The sequence below is a fragment of the Pseudoalteromonas sp. S16_S37 genome (assembly GCF_014694405.1).
Taxonomy (GTDB): domain Bacteria; phylum Pseudomonadota; class Gammaproteobacteria; order Enterobacterales; family Alteromonadaceae; genus Pseudoalteromonas.
Genome location: NZ_JAAUWV010000026.1, coordinates 26765 through 48166, shown reverse-complemented (window position 1 = coordinate 48166; position 21402 = coordinate 26765). Strand labels below are relative to the sequence as shown.

The window sequence follows — 21402 nt, the reverse complement described above, 5'->3', positions numbered from 1 at the left end:
GTATCTATACGATGAAAGTATGGTTTTACATCTAGACGGCTAAATTAAGAATAAATTACATCAAATTGTCATAAAAGAGTAATACTCTACGCGCGCTTAAAATTTATAGGGTGTGCTTATGCGTGTTTCGTCGTTTACTCGGTTATTGGCAATTTTATTGGCATCAGCCAGTGTGTTTCTAGCTGCTGTGCTAATATGGGCTTCTCAGGTGCTCAGTGCCCTCGATAGCCAAAACATGGCATATACACAACTCAAAAATACCATTTTAATTGACCTTGAAGGCAGTATTGAAGATTACCTCGGTACAGGAGATGGGCAATACCTTATTCAATCTTCAGATCTTATCAAAAAAATAAAACAGCAATATTTGAATGCGCTTCCCGCCTCATTGAGCGAAAAAATGCATATGCAGCTTGATCAACTTGATACAGATATAAATGGTAAATATCGTGCGTTGGGAAAGTTGTCGGGCAATGAAATGGCACTGCTTGATAATGCGCTTAGACAAATGGCAGGCTCCGCTTCGTCGCTTATCAATTACACGTTAAAAGCATCAGGTCATGAGTTGGCACCACAGTACTACGAACTCGCTGCGGATTATTATGCGCAAGTGAGCAACTTAAGTATTTACACCTATCAATTGGTGATGAGCTTTGATGAAGACACCGAAAAAAATCTTCAGCAAACGGTTTTGCGTTTGCAGCAACTGGCAGATCAAATCGCCAATTTAGACAATTTAGGCGTGATGTCTGAGGTTGATGAAGATGAATTATTTCTAGGCACGGAAGCGGAAGATTTAGCAGAAGAGATCAAAGCCGAATTAAATAGCTGGCCAAATCGCTTTGACCGTGATTTGCGAGCCACATTAACTCAGGCTAAAAAGCGCCAGTCGGGCATTCTTAGTTTGCGCGCCGATATTAAAGAGGTTTCGGGTGTGATGCTCTCTGCTGAGCAACAGCTCAAAGTACAACAAGATGCGCTGTCTGAACGCGTGTTGATCATTTTTGGTGTTGCCATTGGATTGTTAATGTTACTTGCTGGTGGTATGTATTTAATGCAGCGAAGCCAAGTGCTGCAACCTTTACGTCATTTACGTGATGGTTTTGCCTATTTGATTGAAAGTAACGATTTAAAGAATATTCAAAGTAAAAACCCAAATACCGAACTTGGCGAGATAGCTACTTACTTTAACCAGTTAATTGAGCGCCAGCGTGATGAAGCACAAGAGCGTGAGCAAATGCTTAAAGTGATCAACGAGTTTATGCAGCAAATGAGTGATCACTTGGCGAAGATCAGCAACCAATCAGACACCACTTACGCACGTGTTGAGCAAACGCAAACAATGCTTGAGCAAGTAAAAAGTCTAGGCAGCGAAGCGAGCGAGATAAACAGCCAAGTATCTGATAACGCCAGCCAAACCTTTAGCGCCATGAATCAAAGTGTCAGCTTTGCCGATGCAATGCTCAGTGCCAGCTCTAAAAATCAGCAACGGGTAGAAGAGGGCTTAGCAAGCTTAAACGAGTTGCTAAATGGTGTGGCCGATGTGGGTAAAGTAATTGAAATTATTCGCAACATTGCCGATCAAACTAATTTATTAGCACTGAATGCTGCCATTGAGTCTGCGCGTGCAGGCGAGCATGGACGCGGGTTTGCGGTGGTTGCCGATGAAGTGCGCAAGCTGGCACAGCAAACCCAAGACTCGTTAACCGATATAAATGCACAACTGAATATTTTGGGTGAAAACTCCAGCCGCGTTTCAACACAAATTTCTGCATTAGCCGAAGATGCCGAGCTGCAAACCAATCATGCGCAAAAGTTAAAAACCAACTCAGAAGGGGTGGCGCAAAGTGCGCAAAATGCCAACCAAGTTGCCTCTCATGCCATGGAAATTGCACAGCAGCAAAGTGGATTGCTAGATAATTTCAGTGAAGAAATGGACCAAATGAAAGCGCAAGTGAATAGCTCAAGCCAGCAGGTATGTGATATTCAAGCGCGTTTACAAGAGCAAATGCAGCAAATTAAGCACAGCTTAGGGCTGGTTTAATCTTTTGTTTTATCTGCAAGCAGGTTTATGCCTGTTTGCATCCCCCCTCATTGTTGATTTTATATTCTATTTCAAAACGCCTCACATTAACGTAACGTATTCATACTTAGTTGTTTTTATCGATAAATGGAGTTGTCGTAATACATGAGTTTGTTACGGTTCAGTATGTTTTAGTTTGACGTGTAATGCTTTGTAATAGACAGTGTACCTATATTAATAATAAGGTCATCCTTATCTCGAAACCACCTTCTTAAAAATTGATTTTAATCATAAAGTGCTAACTAAGGTTAATTTTAAGTGTTAGTTATGTGAATTTTAATTCACATAACTTTGGTTTCTACGTCATCGCTTCGTAAATTCAATTTCAAGCGGAGAGATGATGTTAGTATCAAGGAATTCTTACTTAGGTGCGCCAAGTCGTACCAACCCTCATGTTGAGTTTTGGGGGGTGTGGGCAGAATATAACGAGCGAGTTTTGTCGTGCTGCTATAAATGGCTACACAATGATAGTGGCATGATAGAAGATGCCATGGCATTAACTCGTGAAAAAGCTTATCAAGCCTATGGTAATAATGCTGGCAATATAGAAAACACATTTGCTTGGTTATGCCGTATTGCACACAATGTATGTATGGATGTTCACCGTTTAAATAGCAAAGAAAATGATTTAGTGGGCATTGTTAGTAGTAGCCCTTCTCAATTTTATTTTAGCGAAAACTACTCACCTACACTCGAAAATGATTATGAGCGTCATGATCTTTATCAGCAATTATCTCATGCAATAAATAACCTACCAAATGATCTTAAGCAGGCTATTCAATATAAATTTATTTATGAAATGGAATATGCCGAAATTGCAGAGCAGCTGCAAATAAGCCAAGAAAATGTGCGAAAACGCGTGCAGTTAGCGAGAAAAAAACTTAGCGCACTGCGAGTGTGCTAAGGGCATGTGCAGCACTTTAAACCCCGTTAAATATTTTTTATCGGGGTATTCACAAACGTCGATTTAGTTCGTTATCAAAATAGCAAAAAAGCGAATGTCGCTTTTAGTTTTAATCAAAACGCTTTTACATCATCTCATCTGGGAGTGATGTGGCGGAGCTTGGCTGGAGTATTTTAATGAATAATCAAAGACAGTGGTTTGTGGTGTATAGCAAAGCCAATTGTGAAAAGAAGTTTGCCGATCAGGTTTGTAAATTACAAAGCGATTGTGAGGCATTTTTACCAGTAATAAAACAGAGTAAACAGTGGAGTGATCGAGTTAAGGTTATTAATACTCCATTATTTAAGTCTTATGTTTTTGTTTATATAGACGGTAACGAATTTCAGCAGTTAAAGCGTTTTTCTGGATTCGTTTCTTATGTCAAATTTAATAATTTACCTGCCATTATTGCTCCAAATGAAATCGAAAAAATAAAACAATTTGTTTTAAATGGTAATATTGTCGAAGTGCTTGCAAATCGTTTAATTAAAGGCTCGCATATTGAAATAATCAGCGGCAGCTTAAAAGGCTATCGCGGGAAACTAATAGAGCGACGTAACAAGAAGTTCGTAGCCGTAGAAGTAGAAGGTTTAGAGCAAAGTATGTTGCTTACTTTACCCGTTGAATTACTAAAACCAGTGATAGAGGATTAACCATGGCAGTATTAACAGAGCAAGGATTACAAACACTTAAAGAACAGCTATTACGATATGAGGGCCTATCGTTAACACCTTACCAATGTACGCAAGGTAAAATAACCATAGGCATTGGCCGTAATTTAACTGATCGTGGGATCACACTTGAAGAGGCTCACTTTTTACTGAGTAATGATATTAAAGATGTGCAGCTTCAAGTAAGTAGTAATATTAGTATTTTTGAAGCGCTCAATGAAACCAGAAAGCTGATTTTACTTGATATGGCGTTTAACCTTGGTGTGGCGGGTTTATGCAAGTTTAAAAAGATGATTGCGGCACTTGAAAGGCAAGACTATGACGTTGCTGCTCGCGAAATGTTAGATTCGAAATGGGCAAAACAAGTTGGCCGTCGCGCGCAAGAACTCGCTGCCAAAATGATTGAGGGCTAATACATGCCAAGCCATGCCTTTAGCCTTGATAGCGAACAAAGCGCGCTAGAGCGAGAAACAGCGCATCGGCTTTATGTGTTTGCTAGCGCATTAAAATCCCAAGATGAGCAAATAGGCGATGCGTTTGCTAGTTTGCATCAAGTGCTCGATAAGTTAATTGCTACACCACGCTTTGTGCACATTATGCGGCTATTTTCACTGTCTAGCATGCAGATGAGAATGTTAGCGCTGGTGTATTTGCAAGCGCAAGACCCGGATGTAATTGCACCATTTTTAGGCCTCAGTTGGTTTGAACAAGGCCCCACGCTTAGCCTAGATAAGCTATTGACTTTGGTGGATACAACACTTAACAAGCAACAAGCCATGCTGGACATTAATCAAAGCTCAGCGGTGTTTGAATGGGGCTTATTCAGATTGCAAAATGAGCTGCCAAGTTTACAGCAGTGTGTTTATCTTGCGCCTTTTTTGCAGTCTTTTTTGTGCTTGGGAGCGCATGATAGTAAGCAGTTAAATTATTTTTCACTGGGGCAATCTCAAGTTGACCCAGTATTTACACAATGTGGTTATACGCAATGTGATTTTTTGCAATCCGATTTGGTGCAACTGCAAGGTGGTGATGAGCAACTCAACCACTGGTTTGTCGCGCAAAGTGCCGTGCAGCTCGGTGCAAAAGCCGCGTACTTTATCGGTGAGCAAGGGGAGCATTTGCACTTTGCTGATGTGGTGAGTGAACTGGCAAGTTTGCAACTATTGGTAAATGGTGAGCCTGTATTGCTGTACTGGCCTAATTTAACTGCATTACCAAAAGCGTTTCAACGCAAGTTGGCTGCCCTTGTTAACACTATGAGTACCTTAACATTAGTAACACAAAGTGAAGAAGCTCTGCTGAGCGACACTTTTGGCAATATACGCAGTGAACATATTCGAGAGCCGAGCTTGCAACAGCGAGCACAAGCTTGGTTAACATTGTACGCTGCAGATGTAAGCTCTGAGCAAGATAAAATCTATGCCAATCAACTTGCTGCTAAATACCCAGTAGCGCTTGCTAATATGCAGCGCTTGGCTGATAAAGCCTGGCAACTAAGCGAAAGCGACTATTGGCAAACACTACAAGGGCTGTGTTTTGAAGCACAAAGTCAACATTGCGATGAATTAGCTAAGCTGTGCCAAGCACGCTACACCCTAAAAGACATGATGTTGCAAGACAAAGTTGCCTTGCAACTGCGCGAGCTGGTGGCGCGGGTGAATATGCAAACCACTTTGCAAGCGCGATTGCCAAGGTTTAATCAAGGCTGTAAAGCGCTGTTTTGGGGGAAGCCCGGCACGGGTAAATCGATGGCTGCCGAGGCCATTGCAGGCCAGCTGCAACTGCCTTTGTACATTGTTAACCTTGCTAATATTGCCAGTAAATGGATTGGCGAAACCGAAAAACATTTGGCCAAATTGTTTGACTCTGCTGAGCGTAACAATGCGGTGCTGATGTTTGATGAGGCTGACGCCATTTTTGCTAAACGTAGTGAGGTGGAGTCAAGCCACGATAAAAATGCCAATATGGGCGTAAGTTATTTATTGCAACGCATGGAGCATTACTCTGGGTTACTGCTACTGAGTACCAACTTTAAGAACAATTTGGATGAGGCGTTTTTAAGGCGTTTTCATGGGGTGATTGAATTTACGCTACCTACCGAGCACGAGCGAGTTGCCGTTTGGCGTCGTCACTTAGAAGGTAACGCCGACAGCCACTTACAGCAAGGCATCAACAAACTGGCTGAGTTGTTTGAACTGAGCGCCGCACAAATTATCAATATTTGTGAAGTGGCACTGCTACAAAGTTTAATGGCCAATAAACCCCTTATTAGTCGCAACGAAGTCGCCATAGCCATTCACCGTGAAATGGCCAAACAGCACGGCGGCTTTATGGCCCAGCAATCTCTAACCTCTTGGTTACACGGAGACAAACATGGATCCAACGCTTATTTATAAAGTGCAGCAAGCACTCAAAGCCTTACTTGAGCAAACTGTTTTACCCTACAGCAATAACGCCTTACTTGGCCTAGGAGGGTCACAAACCAAGCTGAGTTTTCAAGCGCCAGACAAGGCATTTTTTGACAAAATGGTGAGCGACATTCCGGTTATTAATTGTTACTTAATTGGCATTAGCGAGGATATTCAGCGCCGTCAAAGTGAGCCACCGCGCACGCAAATGAACTTTACGCAAACCCACCGCACCCGATTTATCGAGCCAAGATTTATCTCGCTGAGTTACATGATGACGGTGTGGAGCAAAGACGAAGAGCAAGGCGCTGAAATTGAACATTTGTTTTTAAGTCATTTAATCGCCGGTTTAGGCAAATTTGATTTTATTCCAGAAGACATCATGCAAGCGCAGCAAATTGATATTTCGCCTTACGGTGTACGCAGCCAGTTATTTGGCAACGAACACAGCGAAAAAATCACCGGGCAAGTATGGCAAGCACTTGGCAGCACGCCAAAACCCACCGTTATCTATTCGCTATCACTTCCTATGCCAGTGTTCGACCCTGTTCAGTTGCCTATCATCAAGGAAATGAACAACAAACTTGATAACAAACCCAGCTAGTTTCTTCTTTTTCCCAACATTCATTCTTTATTCGGCTAGTGTTGAGCGCTCGCTCTGCGGCTGACATTTATATTTAAAGATCACAAAGGACAATTATGAGTACTTCAGATCGTAATGCTGAAATAAAAAGCTATTTCCAGCGTGGAGATATTCCAACGCAAGAAGACTTCGGCAAACTCGTTGATGCCGCAACCACAGATAAAATTGCGAATCAACGCTTACCTGAGCAAATAGACCTTAGTGTACTTGGCCAAAGCTCGTCATTAAAAGCTAAAGCGCTTATCGGCGATGGCGCGCAAATCACCAATCTTGCTAACGAACACTTACCTAAACAAATTGATTTAACCACGGCAACCGGTGATGGCACGGCGAGTTTAACAACAGAGCAACTTACCGCGACAACGGTTAATGCTACCACTTTGATTGGCGATGGTGCGCAAGTGACTAATCTTGCCAATAGCAATTTACCTAAACAAATTGACTTAACCACGGCAACCGGTGATGGCACGGCGAGTTTAACAACAGAGCAACTCATTGCGACAACGGTTAATGCAACTGCTTTGATTGGCGATGGTGCACAAATCACTAATCTTGCCAATAGCAATCTACCTAAACAAATCGATTTAACCACAGCAACTGGTGATGGCACGGCGAGTTTGATCGCGGATAAAGTTTACGCCACGTTAATCGGTGATGGCTCACAAGTGACAGGGTTAGATGTCAGTAACTTAAGCGGTGGCAAGATTGATAACAGCTTATTGAATGAAGCGAGCCAATCAACACAAGGGATCGCAAAGTTTGCAACGGCCAGCGACTTAGAAAATGGCACAATAGACAGCGTAGTCTCAGCAGGAGATCTAAAAAGTGCGTTAGATACCAGTAAAAGCTACGTTGATAATGAGTTGGCGCTACTCCAAGCAGGCGTAAAGTTTAAGAAAGAAGTCGCGACAGTTTTCACTGATAATTATGATTTAACTGTAGGTGTGCCAACAGAGCCTGTTAATGGTTACCTTATCCAAACTGGCGATAGGGTGTTGTTTAGTGCTCAAACTGAGCTTTCAGAAAACAAAGTTTGGGTAGCACAAGCAGATCAAACATGGTTACTGGCAGATGATTTTGACAATACGCCTGAGCAAGAGCTATCTGCTGGCATATCTGTTGAAGTGTTAAAAGGCGGAGACCTAGAATACAGTATTTGGACAGTGAGTGAAGTAAGTACAGTCGATACGCACGTGCTGTTAACATGGCGAAAGCGTAATGATGTTATTAATTACCAACCTGGAGACGGTATCGTTTTTGATGGTTTAACGATTAAGGGCGATCAAACTTGGGTTGAAGGGGTGGTACAAAACACCGCCATTAACGTGAGCAGTTTACAAGGCGAAATCGCCAGTAATCAAATTGCGAACACCATTGAAAACAAGACGTTTTCTGGCAATGGGACCGGGCTAACAGAATTAAATGCAAACAACATAACCAGCGGTAGTCTTGGCATAGAATATTTGCCTTCACAACTAGATTTTACGCGCGGTGATACGGTTCCTAACTCAAGTATTCAAGCTGGCAAGTTCATTGGTGATGGCAGTGAACTATCCAATATCAGCATAGGTAGCTTACCAGTGGCTAGCTTAGAAGAAATTTTAGCTGGCGATCAGAGCAAACTCACCACCGCACAGCATGGTGCGTGGTTAAATCAAAAAATTGATGTTTTAAGTTGCCTAACACGCATACCTTTACCTATTGCTTGTATTGAAACTACACAAGACATTGATATTGATAATGTGCCTAGTGAAATAGATGGGTATGCACTTAAAAATGGCGATTTAGTGCTTTTTAACGCACAAGTTAACCAAAGAGAAAACCATATTTGGCAAGTCAACAAACTCACAGAAGGGTTCAGTGCACAGCCGACCGACTTATATTTACCTACAGATATGCGACAAGGCGATGCAGTTATTATTAGCCACGGTGACAGGTATCAAAATCAGGCATTTTTGCTAAAAACACATCATAGAACAGAAAGTGGTGACGTATATAAATGGCAGGCCACAGAGACGTTATCAATTGCTGGTACTGGTTTAGTGCAAGACAACAGCCGCTTTAGTGTAGACTTTGCTAGTGAAGATGATGTTACCAATGGAGCATTAGATAAAGTGGTTGGTAGTGCCTTGTTGCAACAACAGCTGACCACTCTTACCCCAAGTCAGTTGCAATTTTCAGGTGCTAATCAACCATCGGTGCAAAGCATTGCGCAAAATTTAGAGGCTATTGGTGCGCAGGCAGAGCAAACCTTACCGACGGTGTCTGCAGTAAATACATTGCTAAATAAGATCCAAGCAGTGGACTCACAGAGTCATAACACAGACTTTACCATTGAGCATAATACCACCTGCTTTTTGCAGTTGAATGCTGGACAAGAGGTAACGATAACATTGGATGAGTCAGTGAATCACTTTAGGATTATAGACTTTGCCAGTTGGGACAATACCAATGCAATTGTATTGAGCCAGGCTTCGCAAGCAAACACGCTAAAGCTTCAGCTAGAAACCAGTTTAAAGAAAATTGATTTTTATAAAGTAGATAATGGATGGCATATTTTTGACGGCATGGGTAACAAAGGAGAGTTACAGGCATCACCCGCGTAAAAATGCCTTTGATGGGCCTTGTCTTTATCACTATTCGGCTCGCTATCAATCAGTATAGCGACGACAAAACTCCCCGCGGGAAACCGCTTCTAACCAAAGGAAATTCCTATGAATAACTTCGTTAACGTGATCCAAAAACTGGAAGAGCTGAGCGCTCGTGATAGTAATCAAACTCTGAATATCAACCAATTAAGCAGTGCGCTATATAAGGTGCGAACCGATATGGCCCAACACCTTGATACACAAAGCACCGACCTGCATCGCATCGAAGATATTGCTGATGTACTGGGATATTCGGGCCGAGTGCAGGTAAAACTCACCGAATGGCCTACAGATCAATTGGCTAACCCATCTCTAGATCTTGTTTTGCTAGGCTTAATGGACGTTTTTATAGATGATCGTATCCTTATTCAAGAGGGACAATGGCAAGGTATATACCAAGTTAAAGATCAAGGAGGCACGCGAGTGATCGATCAAACTGATCGGCAGCTTATCCCTGAAGATGCGGTTGTTGTTGTTAAGCGCTTAGATGGAGTTGGTGCAGTTATTGAGCATATTATTTGCCAGTTATCAGGTAATGTGTGGACTGAACGCGTTATTCTTGCTGCACCTTAATTTGTGAGCTCCCATGTTTACCACATTGCGTGAACGACTGAAGCGCTATTTTATTACTGGGGCAAAACCTACTCAGGCGCAGTTTGCCGAGTTTTTAGATGCAGCGCTCATTCAAAGTGATGATGGCATTACTAAGCAGGCGTCGGCAGCAGGGCAAATACTGGCCTTTTCACTGCCAGAGCACCATCAAGCTAACACGGTTTTTCAACAAAGTGTGTGTATTCAAGGGGATTTAATCGTTGAGGGGCAGCTACTCGGTGCCCCTTCATCGAGCACGACAACAACACCAACAAACCAAGTTTACAGCGCACCGGTAAGCCAACATGCAGGTTATGCCAATACTCAATCAGCCAGTATACCTATTGGTTGTATTTTACTTTACTGCGGCGTGCACATTCCCGAAGGTTTTCTAGCCTGTGATGGTTTAAATGGCACACCTAATTTGGCACCGTTGGTGGATAACCCCGTACAACCCATTCGTTACATTATTAAAATGCGTTGATTACGCATTCAAGATTCTAGATTTTAACGTTAAAAGCATTGAACAGGAATTAATATGCTTGAAATAGCCACGCTTTCGCCAGCCCCCCAAGCGACACCTATACCAGAGAACGCGACATTTGCAGGGGAATATAAAGCCACGCTAGATGCCGATATTTGGCCTATCACCTCAATCGTGCAGACGCAAGCAAGCTGGTTTAATCAAGCATGGTTAGAGGCTTATGCGCAAACCATCGTTGCTTGGCTGTACGATGGTATTAATAACCAGTTATTTGACTTAAATAAGCCCATTTATATATTGCAAGTACAAGCAAGTGCTGGGCAATTTGGTTTAGCTTTGCTAGATAAACTGACTGCAGCACTAACGCAGCCTGAATTTAAAGGTGTAAAGCTGTGTTATCTCTTTGCTGACTCAGAACTATCTCAGTTAGCCAAGCTCACCGAACATCCTTATTTTGAACATTATCAGCAGCAGAATCTAGTGAGCACCTTGCACTGGCAACTAGAAAAAAATCTGCCGCTACCTCAGTATGATGATGACGGAGGTAGGCTTGATTTTAGTGCTAATCCCACCGTGTTTATTGCCAATGGTGTATTATCGCAACTGCCACAAATGGTGCTGCAAGTGCATTATCAGGACTTGTATTTAGCTGAGGTCGCTAAAGTGACGTTAGAAAACAAAGCACCGTTAACACTACCTTTAGCGTGGCAAAAATCAGGTACTCAACAACATGAAGAACCTAAATCTAACACTCACACGCAGTTGGTTTATCGTTGGCAAAAAATGACCGTAGAGCAGGTGATGTTACAACTCCCTGAGTTAGCTCAAGTTCATTTTACTCAGATATTACACTCCTATTCACAGCAAGGCATTTGTCAAACATTCTCCTTACCTGTTTCGGCGCGCAGCTTATTCTCTGAACTAGAGCAATCACTGTGCGACGGAAGTTTAATGTTAGTAAGCGATTTTTCGACAACCTCAGAGGTGGATATCACACTTCCCAATAACGACGATGCTGCGGGTATAAAGCTTCCGCTCGATTTCTCGACATTAATGGAAGAAAACACCCCATTTTTACAGTGGTTGGCCCGCAGTCATCAATTTAAAAAATCTAACCTGATGTGTGTTAAATCGAGTCAAACACAGCAACTCTATAGGCATACACAGCAGGCGTTTTATCGCTACTTTGCTGAGCAATCGCCAGAAGATTGTGAACGCATCATACAAAGCCTAACTGGGGCGATTAAGGCTCTGGGGGATACGCAAGTATTAGCGTTCATGCGCCAATATGATTATGAACCTAAGCTACTTGCCATTTTTTTACCACGCCTACTAGAGCAGGGAGTAGCGGCCGACTTAAGGCTAACGTGGCATCAAGTATTAGAGCGGGTTTGGCAAGCTTATGTACCTTCAAATAAACGTGATGAATTTGTATTTCAATTGGGGCTTTTTGCCATTGATTTAAGTTATTGGCCCTTAGCGCGGCAGTGTTTTTTGACTTTAACGGAATTGGATGGACCCATTACGGCTTGTTTACATAACTTAGCGCTGGTGGCACATGCAACGGGGCAAGAAGCACTCGCCAAACAGTGTATTGAGCTTGCGTTGGAATTAAACCCAGATGATAAACAAGCGCAACGGTTGCATAACGATATTACGGCATATCAAGCGCGCCAAGCACAGCTTACTTGGTTCGATGATGCAGTAAACCACAGCGTTGGGCTGAACGATGGTCAGCAACTGAAATTGCTGCCATTAGGTCAACAAAGTTTGGCCGAGTTTTATATGCAATATCGCCGTAACGACGTTGCTCAGCGCCTTCGCGGCGTAAAAATTGAGAGCTTTTCACAACTTGAACAGCTTTGGTTCCATTGGCAGCAAGAAGGTGATGAAGGACTAAAAGCACACTTTGCTTTAATACACAGTGAGTTGGGCTTTATAGGAGGGGTTGTGATTGATTTAGAATCTCAGCCTGAGCGTACACAAGGTGAGCAGATTGAAGAGCAAATAGAACCATGCTCAACTGCTGCTGTTGGTGCTAATTTATCATTTTGGATAGGTTGTGATTATCAAGGTCAAGGTTTTGGTAAAACAGGTGTTGAACTCGCGGTTGAGTATATTCGCATGCTTGCTCCGCGTATAAATATCACACAATTAGCTACTTCTGCATGGAAGCATAACACCGCTTCACGACGTATTTTGCAACACGTAGGGTTTGAAGAATGCGGCAATGTAAAAGGTGAAGGGAGTGAGCAGGAAGTTTTTTATTGTTTGGGTTTAGGCTTTGAAAATAAATGTGGGTAGGGAGGGCAAGTATTACTTTTCACCTTTTTAGTTTTCCCTCGGGACACACTCCCCAGTTTTTCATTCGCTAAAGTCACTAGAAAGGAGGCAAAACGGAACCTGTTGAAACCTAAAGGCTATTGACTCTATTGTAAAAAATCAAGATGCGACCCCAAAGTCATCCGACCCCAAGGTCGTCAGCTTTTGAAAGTGACTATAAGGCCTACGTATATAAGTAGAACACAGAAAAAGTGTAGAGCTACTTAACCCATCATTCATCGTTTATAAGAGTAATTGGAGGAAAAATGAAAAAATTATTAAAAGACGCTGTATTTAAAGGTGTTGAAGTAAAATATTTCCGTGCAATGAGCAAAGTTGACTTTGAAAAACTAAAGCAAACTCAAAAACTAGTTTCACCAGCTGGACAGAGAAATATCAAACCTCAGACAGTGAATATGACTACCAGATTGAAGCATGTGTATGTTGGACCATCTAGTGATACTGAATGGAACTCTCCATATGTATCTTGTAGTGCGGATATACGAACCGCTGTTGGATACTATGATGATCTACTTGCTAAGAAAATTGATGCTGTTGTTGCCGAGTTTACTGCGCCTAGGAAAGATGCATATCACTATGCGATCAACAGAGGTCTCGAACCAGAAGTTTTAATTGAAGGAGAGGTACCTGTGAAAGATGTTAAAGAAGTTCCTGAGGGCTTGTTTGAGCGATTTAGCGACATAAGCCAAGATCAATAGACTTTCTAAATTGTATTAGCTCAGTACTCCAGAAAGTCACGGGATCAGGTCTAGTGAAATGGTTCGCCTCAATATCACCTGCTAAGGTGTTGTTGAGAAGACAAGCGGGATGTTCAAGTCATGCTTTTTGCCTCTAAGTGCACACTGGAATTCTCAGTTTTTCCACTCTCTAAAATCACTAGGAAGCGAGCTAGATTAAATCTTACGGTGCTTAAGATTTATTATTTCTCATAGCAAAAGGCAAGATCTGATCCCAAAGTCCTCACAAGAGCTAACAAAATACCATTTAATGAAGGAGCCACAACATGCAAGAGCAAGAACAAACTGTTTACAGGGGAGATAAACGTTCTCCTGAAGTCGTATTCTCAGATGGTTTTAAGGCCCGCAAACCTAAAGATGATAGTGTAACGTTACAAGAATTTTGGGACAATAACACGCCATCTAGGTGGATTAGTACAACAGTAGATTGGTTTACAGCAAGAAAGTTTTCAATACCAAAAGGTAATACTTACGAGATACGCACTGCTGATGAATTGATACCAGCAACTACGAGCAAGTTCAATGAAGCAGAATTGACAGCGAAGGATATAATAAAAAACACAGATATCCGCTATAACTTAAATCTTTTTAGTGGATATAAGTTTAATCCTTACTATAAGAATTATGACCTTCAACATGAAGCTCTAGAAAGAGCACGATTGTTGGCAAGAAACAAGTATCGACGTTTAGCGTGGTTTGTTTTTGTTCCGACCGCAATGTATTTCATATCGCAAAATTTCTCACAGCCAACAGTGCTTAATGATAGTGATGAGTAAAAATAGGAGATAATATGATTAAAAGTCTTTATAAAAAAGGTGTTGAGAAGGTTTTTGGTGTTCAAGGAGGGGTGATCCCAAAATCTCTAAAAGATTATGGTTATTTGTATCGAGCCGACAGGCGTTCTTATGATGAAATCAAAAAAGCTGGAGGGTTTAACCCTTTATCACCTGATTACAGAGCTGTCTTGACGCAAAAAGTTTGGGGTCACAAAAAGTTTGGGGTCAGGTCTTGCTTTTTGCCTTTTTAGTTATTTTCCATCACATCAACTAGACTCATTATCCCAACCATTTATGTTCATGGAAGAACAATGGCAAGACCACTACGATTAGAGTTTGCTGGTGCGTTATATCATGTAACGTCGCGCGGTAATGAGAGAAAGCCGATTTATCTTGAACCGACTGACTTTGAACTATTTTTGGCGCAGTTAGGGCGAGTATGTGAGCGGTTTAATTGGCACATTCACGCTTATTGTTTGATGACCAACCACTATCACTTACTTGTTGAAACACCTGAAGTCAACTTAAGTGCAGGTATGCGGCAGCTCAATGGGGTTTATACCCAGTCTTTTAACCGAACTCATCGCCGAGTAGGGCATTTATTCCAAGGGCGTTTTAAATCGATATTGGTGGATAAAGACGCCTATTTACTTGAACTAAACCGATACATTGTACTTAATCCCATCAGAGCAAATATGGTCGATACCCTAGAGCAATGGCCTTGGAGTAGTTGGCATGGCGTAATGGGGTTAAGTGATGCGCCCAAGTGGCTCAACGTTGATAGTCTTTTAAGGCATTTTTCAGTTAACCGCCAGTTGGCTCGGTTACGCTTTGCTGAGTTTGTTGCAAATGGAAGAGGGATAAACATATGGCACAACATTACTAACCAAGTGTTTTTAGGTAGTGATGCTTTTGTTCAGAGTTTTTTATCAAATGAAGAGGTGCTGAAGGCTGATTTATCAGAAGTCCCTAAAAAGCAAGTTCGGGCGAAAGCATTAACCTTGCGACAATATGAGCAAACCAGCCGTAATCGCAATGAAGCAATACAACAAGCCTACTCATCAGGGCACTATAGCCAAAAAGCGTTAGGGGAGCACTTTAATCTGCATTATTCTCGAGTTAGTCGAATAATAGCAAAAGGCAAGACCTGACCCCTCAAATCGACATTATTCTCGAGTTAGTCGAATAATAGCAAAAGGCAAGACCTGACCCCTCAAATCGGGACCCCTCAAATCGGAAAATATTGCAGTATCGGTGTCTGGCAGCTCCGTTGCAGAGTTTGCTCAGGATAACAAGCAAATAGTGCTCAATGTATTAGATACATCCAATGCGCACTCAAACAAGCTTAACCATTTTTCTTCTGTGCAAACATCTGGGAATGCTTACTTTTTATCTGACAATCAAACACATATTGACGTTTTGATGATCTGGAGTAAATCCGCAGTAGATATCAACAATGAGTCATCAGTAGGGCAGCTCATGATGGGTGGACAGACGCTCTTTGCTGCTTTTAGTAACTCAAGGATCAGTGGGCCATATGGTATCTATGGCAACGTCGTTTTTGAGCTTGAAAATTCAAGTGCTGAGAATTAGCAAACTATAGATAAGCCACACGCTATTTTTACTGGGAACAATGCCACGGTTAATGGGATATTTTACCCAGGGTGGAGTTGGTCGGGGCAAGACGCTGCGCAAGAATAAGGTGAATTAGAAGCAGCTCCTCACTTGAGGAGCTGATCTTCAAGTGGGTATCTGGCTCCTGAGTGAACATAAGCTAAAATGAAGTTTAAAATTAGCGAAAAGGAATATGCAGTGAAACTTCCCCTAACTTGTAACGCTTATTACGACTCTAACTTTATGTCAGATGAATTGAGCACATCATTATTTAATTGGCTCATGAGTGAATTTGATTTATCTAAACCCGAAGAGCTGGAGTTTCCAGATGGTACACGAGGTACCATATTACCTTGGCGTATGATGTTTTTAGAACCTAATTTAGCCAGCTCGAAGCAATTTCCTTTGCATCATGGTCGCCGAGCAGCCACGTGCTCTGAGCTTGAACAACTGCGACAGCAAATTGCACAATCTACAGGTGTTAATTTGGAAGTTGCGGTGTGTCTATATTATCCAAATGGCGAGCAAAGCCTTGGCTTTCACTGTGATTTACCCGCTTTTGGTTCAACCGATGTTATTGCCTCAATAAGTCTCGGTGCTCCGCGAGAGTTTTTAATTCGCGCCAACAATGATCATAACGAACAACATAGTCTTATCTTAGAACATGGTTCATTGTTAGTGATGGGGAAGGGCTTTCAAGATACTTATCAACATGCCTTAGCGCATGGTACTGCTGATACAGGGCCTCGGTTTAATATCTCATTTAGGCAATTTGGGCATGCTCACGCTGCCGTTGCATAACAAAAAACATGCTACATATTGGGTAATAACTCAAAAGCTAACGGTGTACGTTAGCCTCATTATTTTCTTCGGTACAGGATAGGATAAGTGCGAAAACTACCGCACCTTGGCTGCTAAGGGGCGGTACGCTCAATCTGTTCTATTCGTGCATCAAAGCTAGGGTGTGTGCTTAACCAGCTGAACTCACTGTTATGCTCTTTTTCTAGTTTTGATAAGACGGATTTGATAGCTTGGTCGCTGCCGTATAGCGCGTTGAGTTTAGCTAAAGCATATTTATCAGCTTCAAGCTCTGCTTGTCTTGAATAGCTGTTGTGTATACCAACCACGGTACCTTGTAGTGCGATGTCTGAGACGGCAGAAATGTCTCCGAGCAAAAAAGATAAACTCACGTACACAATCGATGAACTCACAAGCGATTCCATCACATGGTTGTGTTCAATATGGCCAATTTCATGCAGCAACACGGCACTCAGTTCTTGCTTGTCAGTAGCGAGATTAACCATGGCATCGGTTATTACAATAGTACCATTGGCTAACGCCATGGCATTTGCTTGGTCATTCCAATTGCGAAATTTTAACTTAAACTCTCGTTCACTATCTGATTTATCTTTGACCAACTCATCAAATAGTAGTTGGAGTTCTTGCTGTTTTGCCTCGCTGAGATTGCTATTCTTAAGTTCTGCGTTATCCAGTGTAGAAAGGCTATTTTTATCAATGGCTTGATAAATCGATTTTGGAATGGCAGCGGCGATTTTCTCAGCCAGATAAGGAATTGATTGGGTGTAAAATTGGTAGCCTGCAAATACGACCACAATCAACGCACTGATAATTATCCATAGCCACTGTTTTTGCTGCTGTGCGTTAATTCTAGTCTCTAGACTTGAGTTCATTGATAACGTCTTCCATTACTTTAATGTTATGTTTCCTAACTATTTTCTGGCTTCTAAATAGTTGCGGTAGTTCAATTAAAAAAACCAAAACTATGAGAACCCAGCCACCGATAACGAAGGTCGCCAGGCCTATCAACATGAGTATAAAATTGATAAAACCGCGGACCATTTTTCCAAGATAAAAGTGGTGTAATCCTGCTGCAAAAAAGTAATTTAATACCGCATACGTATCAGGGTCTTTGACAAGCTTTTGTTCAAGCTGATAATAGCGTTTGCGAGCGTCTTTTGATAATGATGAAACGGCGTCACGCAGCGCCTCTTCTCTGTCTCTTAAACTTGTATCATCCATTGTATGTTCCTAGGGGAGAGGATCTGATTTTACTTCTATACAATCAGGATCGTTGCAGCGGCGTATGCGACTTAACCCCAATCGTCCACCTTTGAGTAGGCCATACTTTTCAATTGCTTGGTAAGTATACTCGGAGCAAGATGGGGTAAAGTTGCATGTTAGATTAAAATGCGCTTTGGCTCCGCCATTAGCCTGATAGCGACGAATAGCGGAGAGAATAACGCGTTTAAGCACGTTTTCGACCAAGTGTTAGGATCACCGCTTCACGGCTCCAAAACAGCAAAAATCGTTTGTTTTCTATCACTTGAAACACCAGTTGCCAGCCATCTTGCGCTTCACGATTCAACGTAGCTTCTAGCTTTTTTAAAGGTAGGCCGCTTGAACCGAGTAGTAATGTACCACAGCCACCTTCAACTACGTGGAGCACTTTATATTCGTCGTATTGCGTCATAATACTTCCCTGATTAAGTTTAATTGTATAATTGCGAACATCATTCTAGCGACAATAATTAAACCAAACAACTACTTAACAACAGCTTTTTATAGCTAGTTTAAAGGGGGAGTACAGTGTAAGTGATAGTTTGAACGAGCAAAAGACAAGGCCCTAAGCTCATAAACACTCAATAACTGAACTTGGGTTAAACTGCAACGGCACAGGTAAGTGTAAACACGTGCCGTTGATATTATCTTCTAATTAAGAAGTGAGTGTCGTGATAGCACCATTGTTTAATTTAAAATACTTCAACGCTATATTCACGGCGCTGTTGTTGTTCATTAATATGCCAAACTTCCACTGCGCGCGTTGTACCACCAGTGCTTTTGCAAATTAACTCGCTGACCAGCACTTTCGCACGTGCATCGTATTTAGCGTCGCCAGTGACACTGAACGCATCGCTCTGCAAGCCAAACTTATGGCGCTCACTTAGAAGCTCTGGCGCTTGACCGACTAAAGTTGCTGATCGGCAATAGCCATTAGGTTCATTGGTCGTTAGGTTCAGTTGCGCGTTGTAGGTTACATCTTGAAAATAGCCAGGGTTATGTCCGTCGGAGTCAATCCAATTAGCGACATCAAGTTGGCTATTGAACAGTACTTTCGGTGCTGCTGCCAGTTTGTGTCTGAGTGTTTGGCGGTTGCCAAATTCATCGGTGCATGTTGCTTCAACATATTTCTCTTTATCTTCATATCCTTTGGGAATGTTTCCTGACAAAGTCTGAAATTCAGCCGTGAGCACACTGATAAGCGCATCGGTATTTTGATCGTACACAGCAGCGCTTTGACATGGTCTACGGTTGGTATAATGCGGTGTATAAATACGTACATCATAGGCTGAACTGGATTGCGTCACCATTGCTTCTACGGGGGCATTGTTAAAGGTGGTAACACGGCCAGCATTGCCATCGGTGTCATAAACAATGTGTGATGCGGCTGCGTTGCAACTTAAAAATCCAAGAGCCAGCGCTATAGCGAGTTGTTTCATGGTCATTTCCTTATTTTGAAAAAGTGATTGAGTGAAAAGCTCGTCTCTACATTAAGGTCAAAGTTGTTCCTTTAAAAGTGAATTATTCGATATTTAAATTAACAAAATCGCACTTGTTATTCACATTGTTAAGCGTTAGGCGTCTATGAAGTAACAGTTCGATTTTTAAAAAATTAAGGATCAACATGCCACTTGTATGTGTAGATGGTGCGGCCATTAAAATAACGGTGAATGGTGCTCAACAACTGGTAAAAACCAGTGACAAAATTCCCTCAGCAACAAAAAACAAGTTATCTCAAGGGAATAAAGCCGTGCTTGTAGAAGACGATGTAAAACAATGGCTACAAAAATTTCAATCTAACTATGACAATGCTGCGTTTAAAGGAGGGATTGCCATGGGTAAAGCAATTTCAGGCAAACCTAATTTAACCGTTAAAGGCAAGTCTAAAACTGGGCTAGTGACCAAAGATACGAAGATTATGGCGTTGTTACAAGTTTCTAAACCTGCGCAAAACCCACAAGGCGTGCCAGATCCTGCGCCCATGATTAACATCAGTATTGAGTTTACCGATGCAGGACAAACTAAGTTAACAGTAGCGTAGAAGTTAATAAGATTTAACGGCCTCAATGAATCGATTTTCTTCGATGTACGCTGACAAAATCTGATTGTATTCACCATTTTGTTGAATTTTACTCAAGCCAAGGTTAAAGCGTTTAATGATCTGCTCGGCATTTGGATTGGCTTTACTCACGCCAATATGAAGTGGCCATCGAATAATGGCAGGAAAGTACGCTTTTAATTGATTAAATTCAGGATGTTTCGAGCGTTCGTATTCAAAGGCGAGATAATCTGCGATGGCAAGCTCAACCCTTCCTTTGTTCACCAGTTCTAAGCAGGTATGTAGGCTCAGTACATCAGTTATGGTTAATTCATCAATACCATCAAGCAATGCGTGATAACTATACCCGCGTACGGTGGCCACACTTCGAAAGCGAAGACTTTCAATGCCTTGATAGTCGATTGGGGTGGTATTGTTACTGATCAGTACCAGTTCATTGTGAAAGTAAGGGGTGCTGAAAAGCATGCTTGCACGCCGTTGTTCTGTTGTCCAAAGTGCGGCGACTAAATCTATTTGGTTATTTTCAGCCATCTTCACAATACGGCTGAATGGCGCTGTTTTAAATTCAAACTCAATGCCTTGCGCTCGAAATGCCGCCGAGACAAGGTCATTAATAAGACCATGGCCATTTTCATTGATGTAAGGGGGCCAAGTATTGTGCCCCCCCGTCAGCTTGGTTATTTCAGGCTGCGCTTGAATAGAAGTAAAAAAGAGTAAAAGAACTAAGTAAATGAGCCGTATTGTCATAAATATACCTGCCAACAGCCGCTTATTACTGAGTTTAGACCAAACACGTAAATTTACTGTACTGACGGTGTGTGACTTAAGTTTACCGTCGTTATTCACAATCATAGATAGGAGATGGCAATGGGATTATTGTCAGCGTTATTTACGTCAAACGCACAGGCACCTGTCGCTGCTATAGGTTCTTTGCTCGACGAGTTATTTACCAGTGATGAAGAAGCATTGAATTTGGAAATACTCAAGCAGCGGGTGGCACAGCAACCCAATCTTGTGCAAAGCAAAATCAATCAAGTACAAGCTTCTCATCGCAGTTTATGGGTTGCTGGTGCGCGGCCATTTTTAATGTGGGTATGTGGCTTGGGGTTTTTGTTTGCCTTTGTAGTGAACCCTATTTTGCAGTGGTTGTGGCCACAAGTTGGGACGCCGCAATTACCACTTGATGCCATGATGGAGCTAACTTTAGCCATGCTGGGGCTGGCAGGGTTACGCACCGTTGAAAAACTACAAGGTGTAGCGCGTTAAAACGCTTAAACGTACCTCAGTTTTAAATTACTCAAACTTTATTTTCACACTTCTTAT

General features: G+C 42.0%; 24 protein-coding genes. 18 read left to right on the top strand and 6 right to left on the bottom strand.

Annotated features, from left to right (window positions below; genetic code table 11):
• The first annotated feature begins 118 nt into the window (after window positions 1–118).
• The 16 genes from HC733_RS12675 (at window position 119) to HC733_RS12600 (ending at window position 16742) form a co-directional block, all read left to right on the top strand.
• Window positions 119–2044: a methyl-accepting chemotaxis protein gene (locus HC733_RS12675; protein ID WP_190365414.1), complete on the top strand. Its 1926-nt coding sequence runs from the start codon at window positions 119–121 to the stop codon at window positions 2042–2044.
• A gap of 379 nt (window positions 2045–2423) precedes the next feature.
• The gene (locus HC733_RS12670) at window positions 2424–2987 is read left to right on the top strand and encodes an RNA polymerase sigma factor (protein WP_190365413.1); all 564 of its coding nucleotides are present in this window, start codon (window positions 2424–2426) and stop codon (window positions 2985–2987) included.
• A gap of 149 nt (window positions 2988–3136) precedes the next feature.
• Window positions 3137–3679, top strand: a complete 543-nt coding sequence (locus HC733_RS12665; RefSeq protein WP_342366015.1) for a UpxY family transcription antiterminator — start codon at window positions 3137–3139, stop codon at window positions 3677–3679.
• Between the two features lie 2 nt (window positions 3680–3681).
• Window positions 3682–4110 (top strand): glycoside hydrolase family protein, encoded by a 429-nt coding sequence (locus HC733_RS12660; protein WP_190365412.1) that lies wholly within the window; start codon window positions 3682–3684, stop codon window positions 4108–4110.
• Between the two features lie 3 nt (window positions 4111–4113).
• Window positions 4114–6093, top strand: a complete 1980-nt coding sequence (locus HC733_RS12655) for an ATP-binding protein (protein ID WP_190365411.1) — start codon at window positions 4114–4116, stop codon at window positions 6091–6093.
• Window positions 6071–6709, top strand: a complete 639-nt coding sequence (locus HC733_RS12650; RefSeq protein ID WP_190365410.1) for a Pvc16 family protein — start codon at window positions 6071–6073, stop codon at window positions 6707–6709. Before HC733_RS12655 ends, HC733_RS12650 begins: the two co-directional genes overlap by 23 nt.
• A 95-nt stretch (window positions 6710–6804) precedes the next feature.
• On the top strand, window positions 6805–9354 hold the full coding sequence (locus HC733_RS12645; RefSeq protein WP_190365409.1) for a hypothetical protein: 2550 nt from the start codon (window positions 6805–6807) through the stop codon (window positions 9352–9354).
• A 108-nt stretch (window positions 9355–9462) separates the two neighbouring features.
• A complete protein-coding gene (locus tag HC733_RS12640) occupies window positions 9463–9969 on the top strand; it encodes a hypothetical protein (RefSeq protein WP_190365408.1) in 507 nt (168 codons plus the stop codon).
• Between the two features lie 13 nt (window positions 9970–9982).
• On the top strand, window positions 9983–10471 hold the full coding sequence (locus HC733_RS12635; protein ID WP_190365407.1) for a hypothetical protein: 489 nt from the start codon (window positions 9983–9985) through the stop codon (window positions 10469–10471).
• Window positions 10472–10525: 54 nt separating this feature from the next.
• Window positions 10526–12775, top strand: a complete 2250-nt coding sequence (locus tag HC733_RS12630) for a GNAT family N-acetyltransferase (protein WP_190365406.1) — start codon at window positions 10526–10528, stop codon at window positions 12773–12775.
• Between the two features lie 284 nt (window positions 12776–13059).
• Window positions 13060–13512, top strand: a complete 453-nt coding sequence (locus tag HC733_RS12625; protein ID WP_190365405.1) for a hypothetical protein — start codon at window positions 13060–13062, stop codon at window positions 13510–13512.
• A 305-nt stretch (window positions 13513–13817) separates the two neighbouring features.
• Window positions 13818–14327 (top strand): scabin-related ADP-ribosyltransferase, encoded by a 510-nt coding sequence (locus tag HC733_RS12620; protein ID WP_190365404.1) that lies wholly within the window; start codon window positions 13818–13820, stop codon window positions 14325–14327.
• Between the two features lie 14 nt (window positions 14328–14341).
• Window positions 14342–14578, top strand: coding sequence for a hypothetical protein (locus HC733_RS12615; RefSeq protein WP_190365403.1), 237 nt, complete (start codon window positions 14342–14344; stop codon window positions 14576–14578).
• A gap of 60 nt (window positions 14579–14638) precedes the next feature.
• A complete protein-coding gene (locus HC733_RS12610) occupies window positions 14639–15478 on the top strand; it encodes an REP-associated tyrosine transposase (RefSeq protein ID WP_190365402.1) in 840 nt (279 codons plus the stop codon).
• A 103-nt stretch (window positions 15479–15581) separates the two neighbouring features.
• Entirely contained in the window at window positions 15582–15920 is a 339-nt protein-coding gene (locus HC733_RS12605) for a hypothetical protein (protein WP_190365401.1), read from the top strand.
• A 219-nt stretch (window positions 15921–16139) separates the two neighbouring features.
• Entirely contained in the window at window positions 16140–16742 is a 603-nt protein-coding gene (locus HC733_RS12600; RefSeq protein ID WP_190365400.1) for an alpha-ketoglutarate-dependent dioxygenase AlkB, read from the top strand.
• A 113-nt stretch (window positions 16743–16855) separates the two neighbouring features.
• Here HC733_RS12600 and HC733_RS12595 read toward each other — a convergent pair whose 3' ends face one another.
• The 5 genes from HC733_RS12595 to HC733_RS12575 form a co-directional block, all read right to left on the bottom strand.
• Window positions 16856–17632, bottom strand: coding sequence for a M48 family metallopeptidase (locus tag HC733_RS12595; protein WP_190365399.1), 777 nt, complete (start codon window positions 17630–17632; stop codon window positions 16856–16858).
• Complete coding sequence (locus HC733_RS12590) at window positions 17610–17981, bottom strand: TM2 domain-containing protein (RefSeq protein WP_190365398.1); 372 nt, start codon at window positions 17979–17981, stop codon at window positions 17610–17612. Before HC733_RS12590 ends, HC733_RS12595 begins: the two co-directional genes overlap by 23 nt.
• A 9-nt stretch (window positions 17982–17990) precedes the next feature.
• On the bottom strand, window positions 17991–18215 hold the full coding sequence (gene yidD, locus HC733_RS12585) for a membrane protein insertion efficiency factor YidD (RefSeq protein ID WP_190365397.1): 225 nt from the start codon (window positions 18213–18215) through the stop codon (window positions 17991–17993).
• Window positions 18208–18432, bottom strand: coding sequence for a DUF4177 domain-containing protein (locus HC733_RS12580; protein WP_190365396.1), 225 nt, complete (start codon window positions 18430–18432; stop codon window positions 18208–18210). The genes yidD and HC733_RS12580 overlap by 8 nt, the downstream gene beginning before the upstream one ends.
• A 280-nt stretch (window positions 18433–18712) precedes the next feature.
• Window positions 18713–19459 (bottom strand): hypothetical protein, encoded by a 747-nt coding sequence (locus tag HC733_RS12575; protein ID WP_190365395.1) that lies wholly within the window; start codon window positions 19457–19459, stop codon window positions 18713–18715.
• A 185-nt stretch (window positions 19460–19644) separates the two neighbouring features.
• Between HC733_RS12575 and HC733_RS12570 the strand changes: the two genes are divergently transcribed.
• Window positions 19645–20061 carry a hypothetical protein gene (locus HC733_RS12570; RefSeq protein ID WP_190365394.1) on the top strand — a complete coding sequence of 139 codons (417 nt, stop codon included), beginning with the start codon at window positions 19645–19647 and terminating at the stop codon, window positions 20059–20061.
• A gap of 3 nt (window positions 20062–20064) precedes the next feature.
• On the opposite strand, the gene HC733_RS12565 is transcribed toward HC733_RS12570, so the two are convergent.
• Complete coding sequence (locus HC733_RS12565; RefSeq protein ID WP_190365393.1) at window positions 20065–20826, bottom strand: substrate-binding periplasmic protein; 762 nt, start codon at window positions 20824–20826, stop codon at window positions 20065–20067.
• Window positions 20827–20946: 120 nt separating this feature from the next.
• Here HC733_RS12565 and HC733_RS12560 point away from each other — a divergent pair, with 120 nt between their 5' ends.
• Window positions 20947–21345, top strand: a complete 399-nt coding sequence (locus HC733_RS12560) for a 3TM-type holin (RefSeq protein WP_190365392.1) — start codon at window positions 20947–20949, stop codon at window positions 21343–21345.
• Window positions 21346–21402 lie beyond the last annotated feature (57 nt).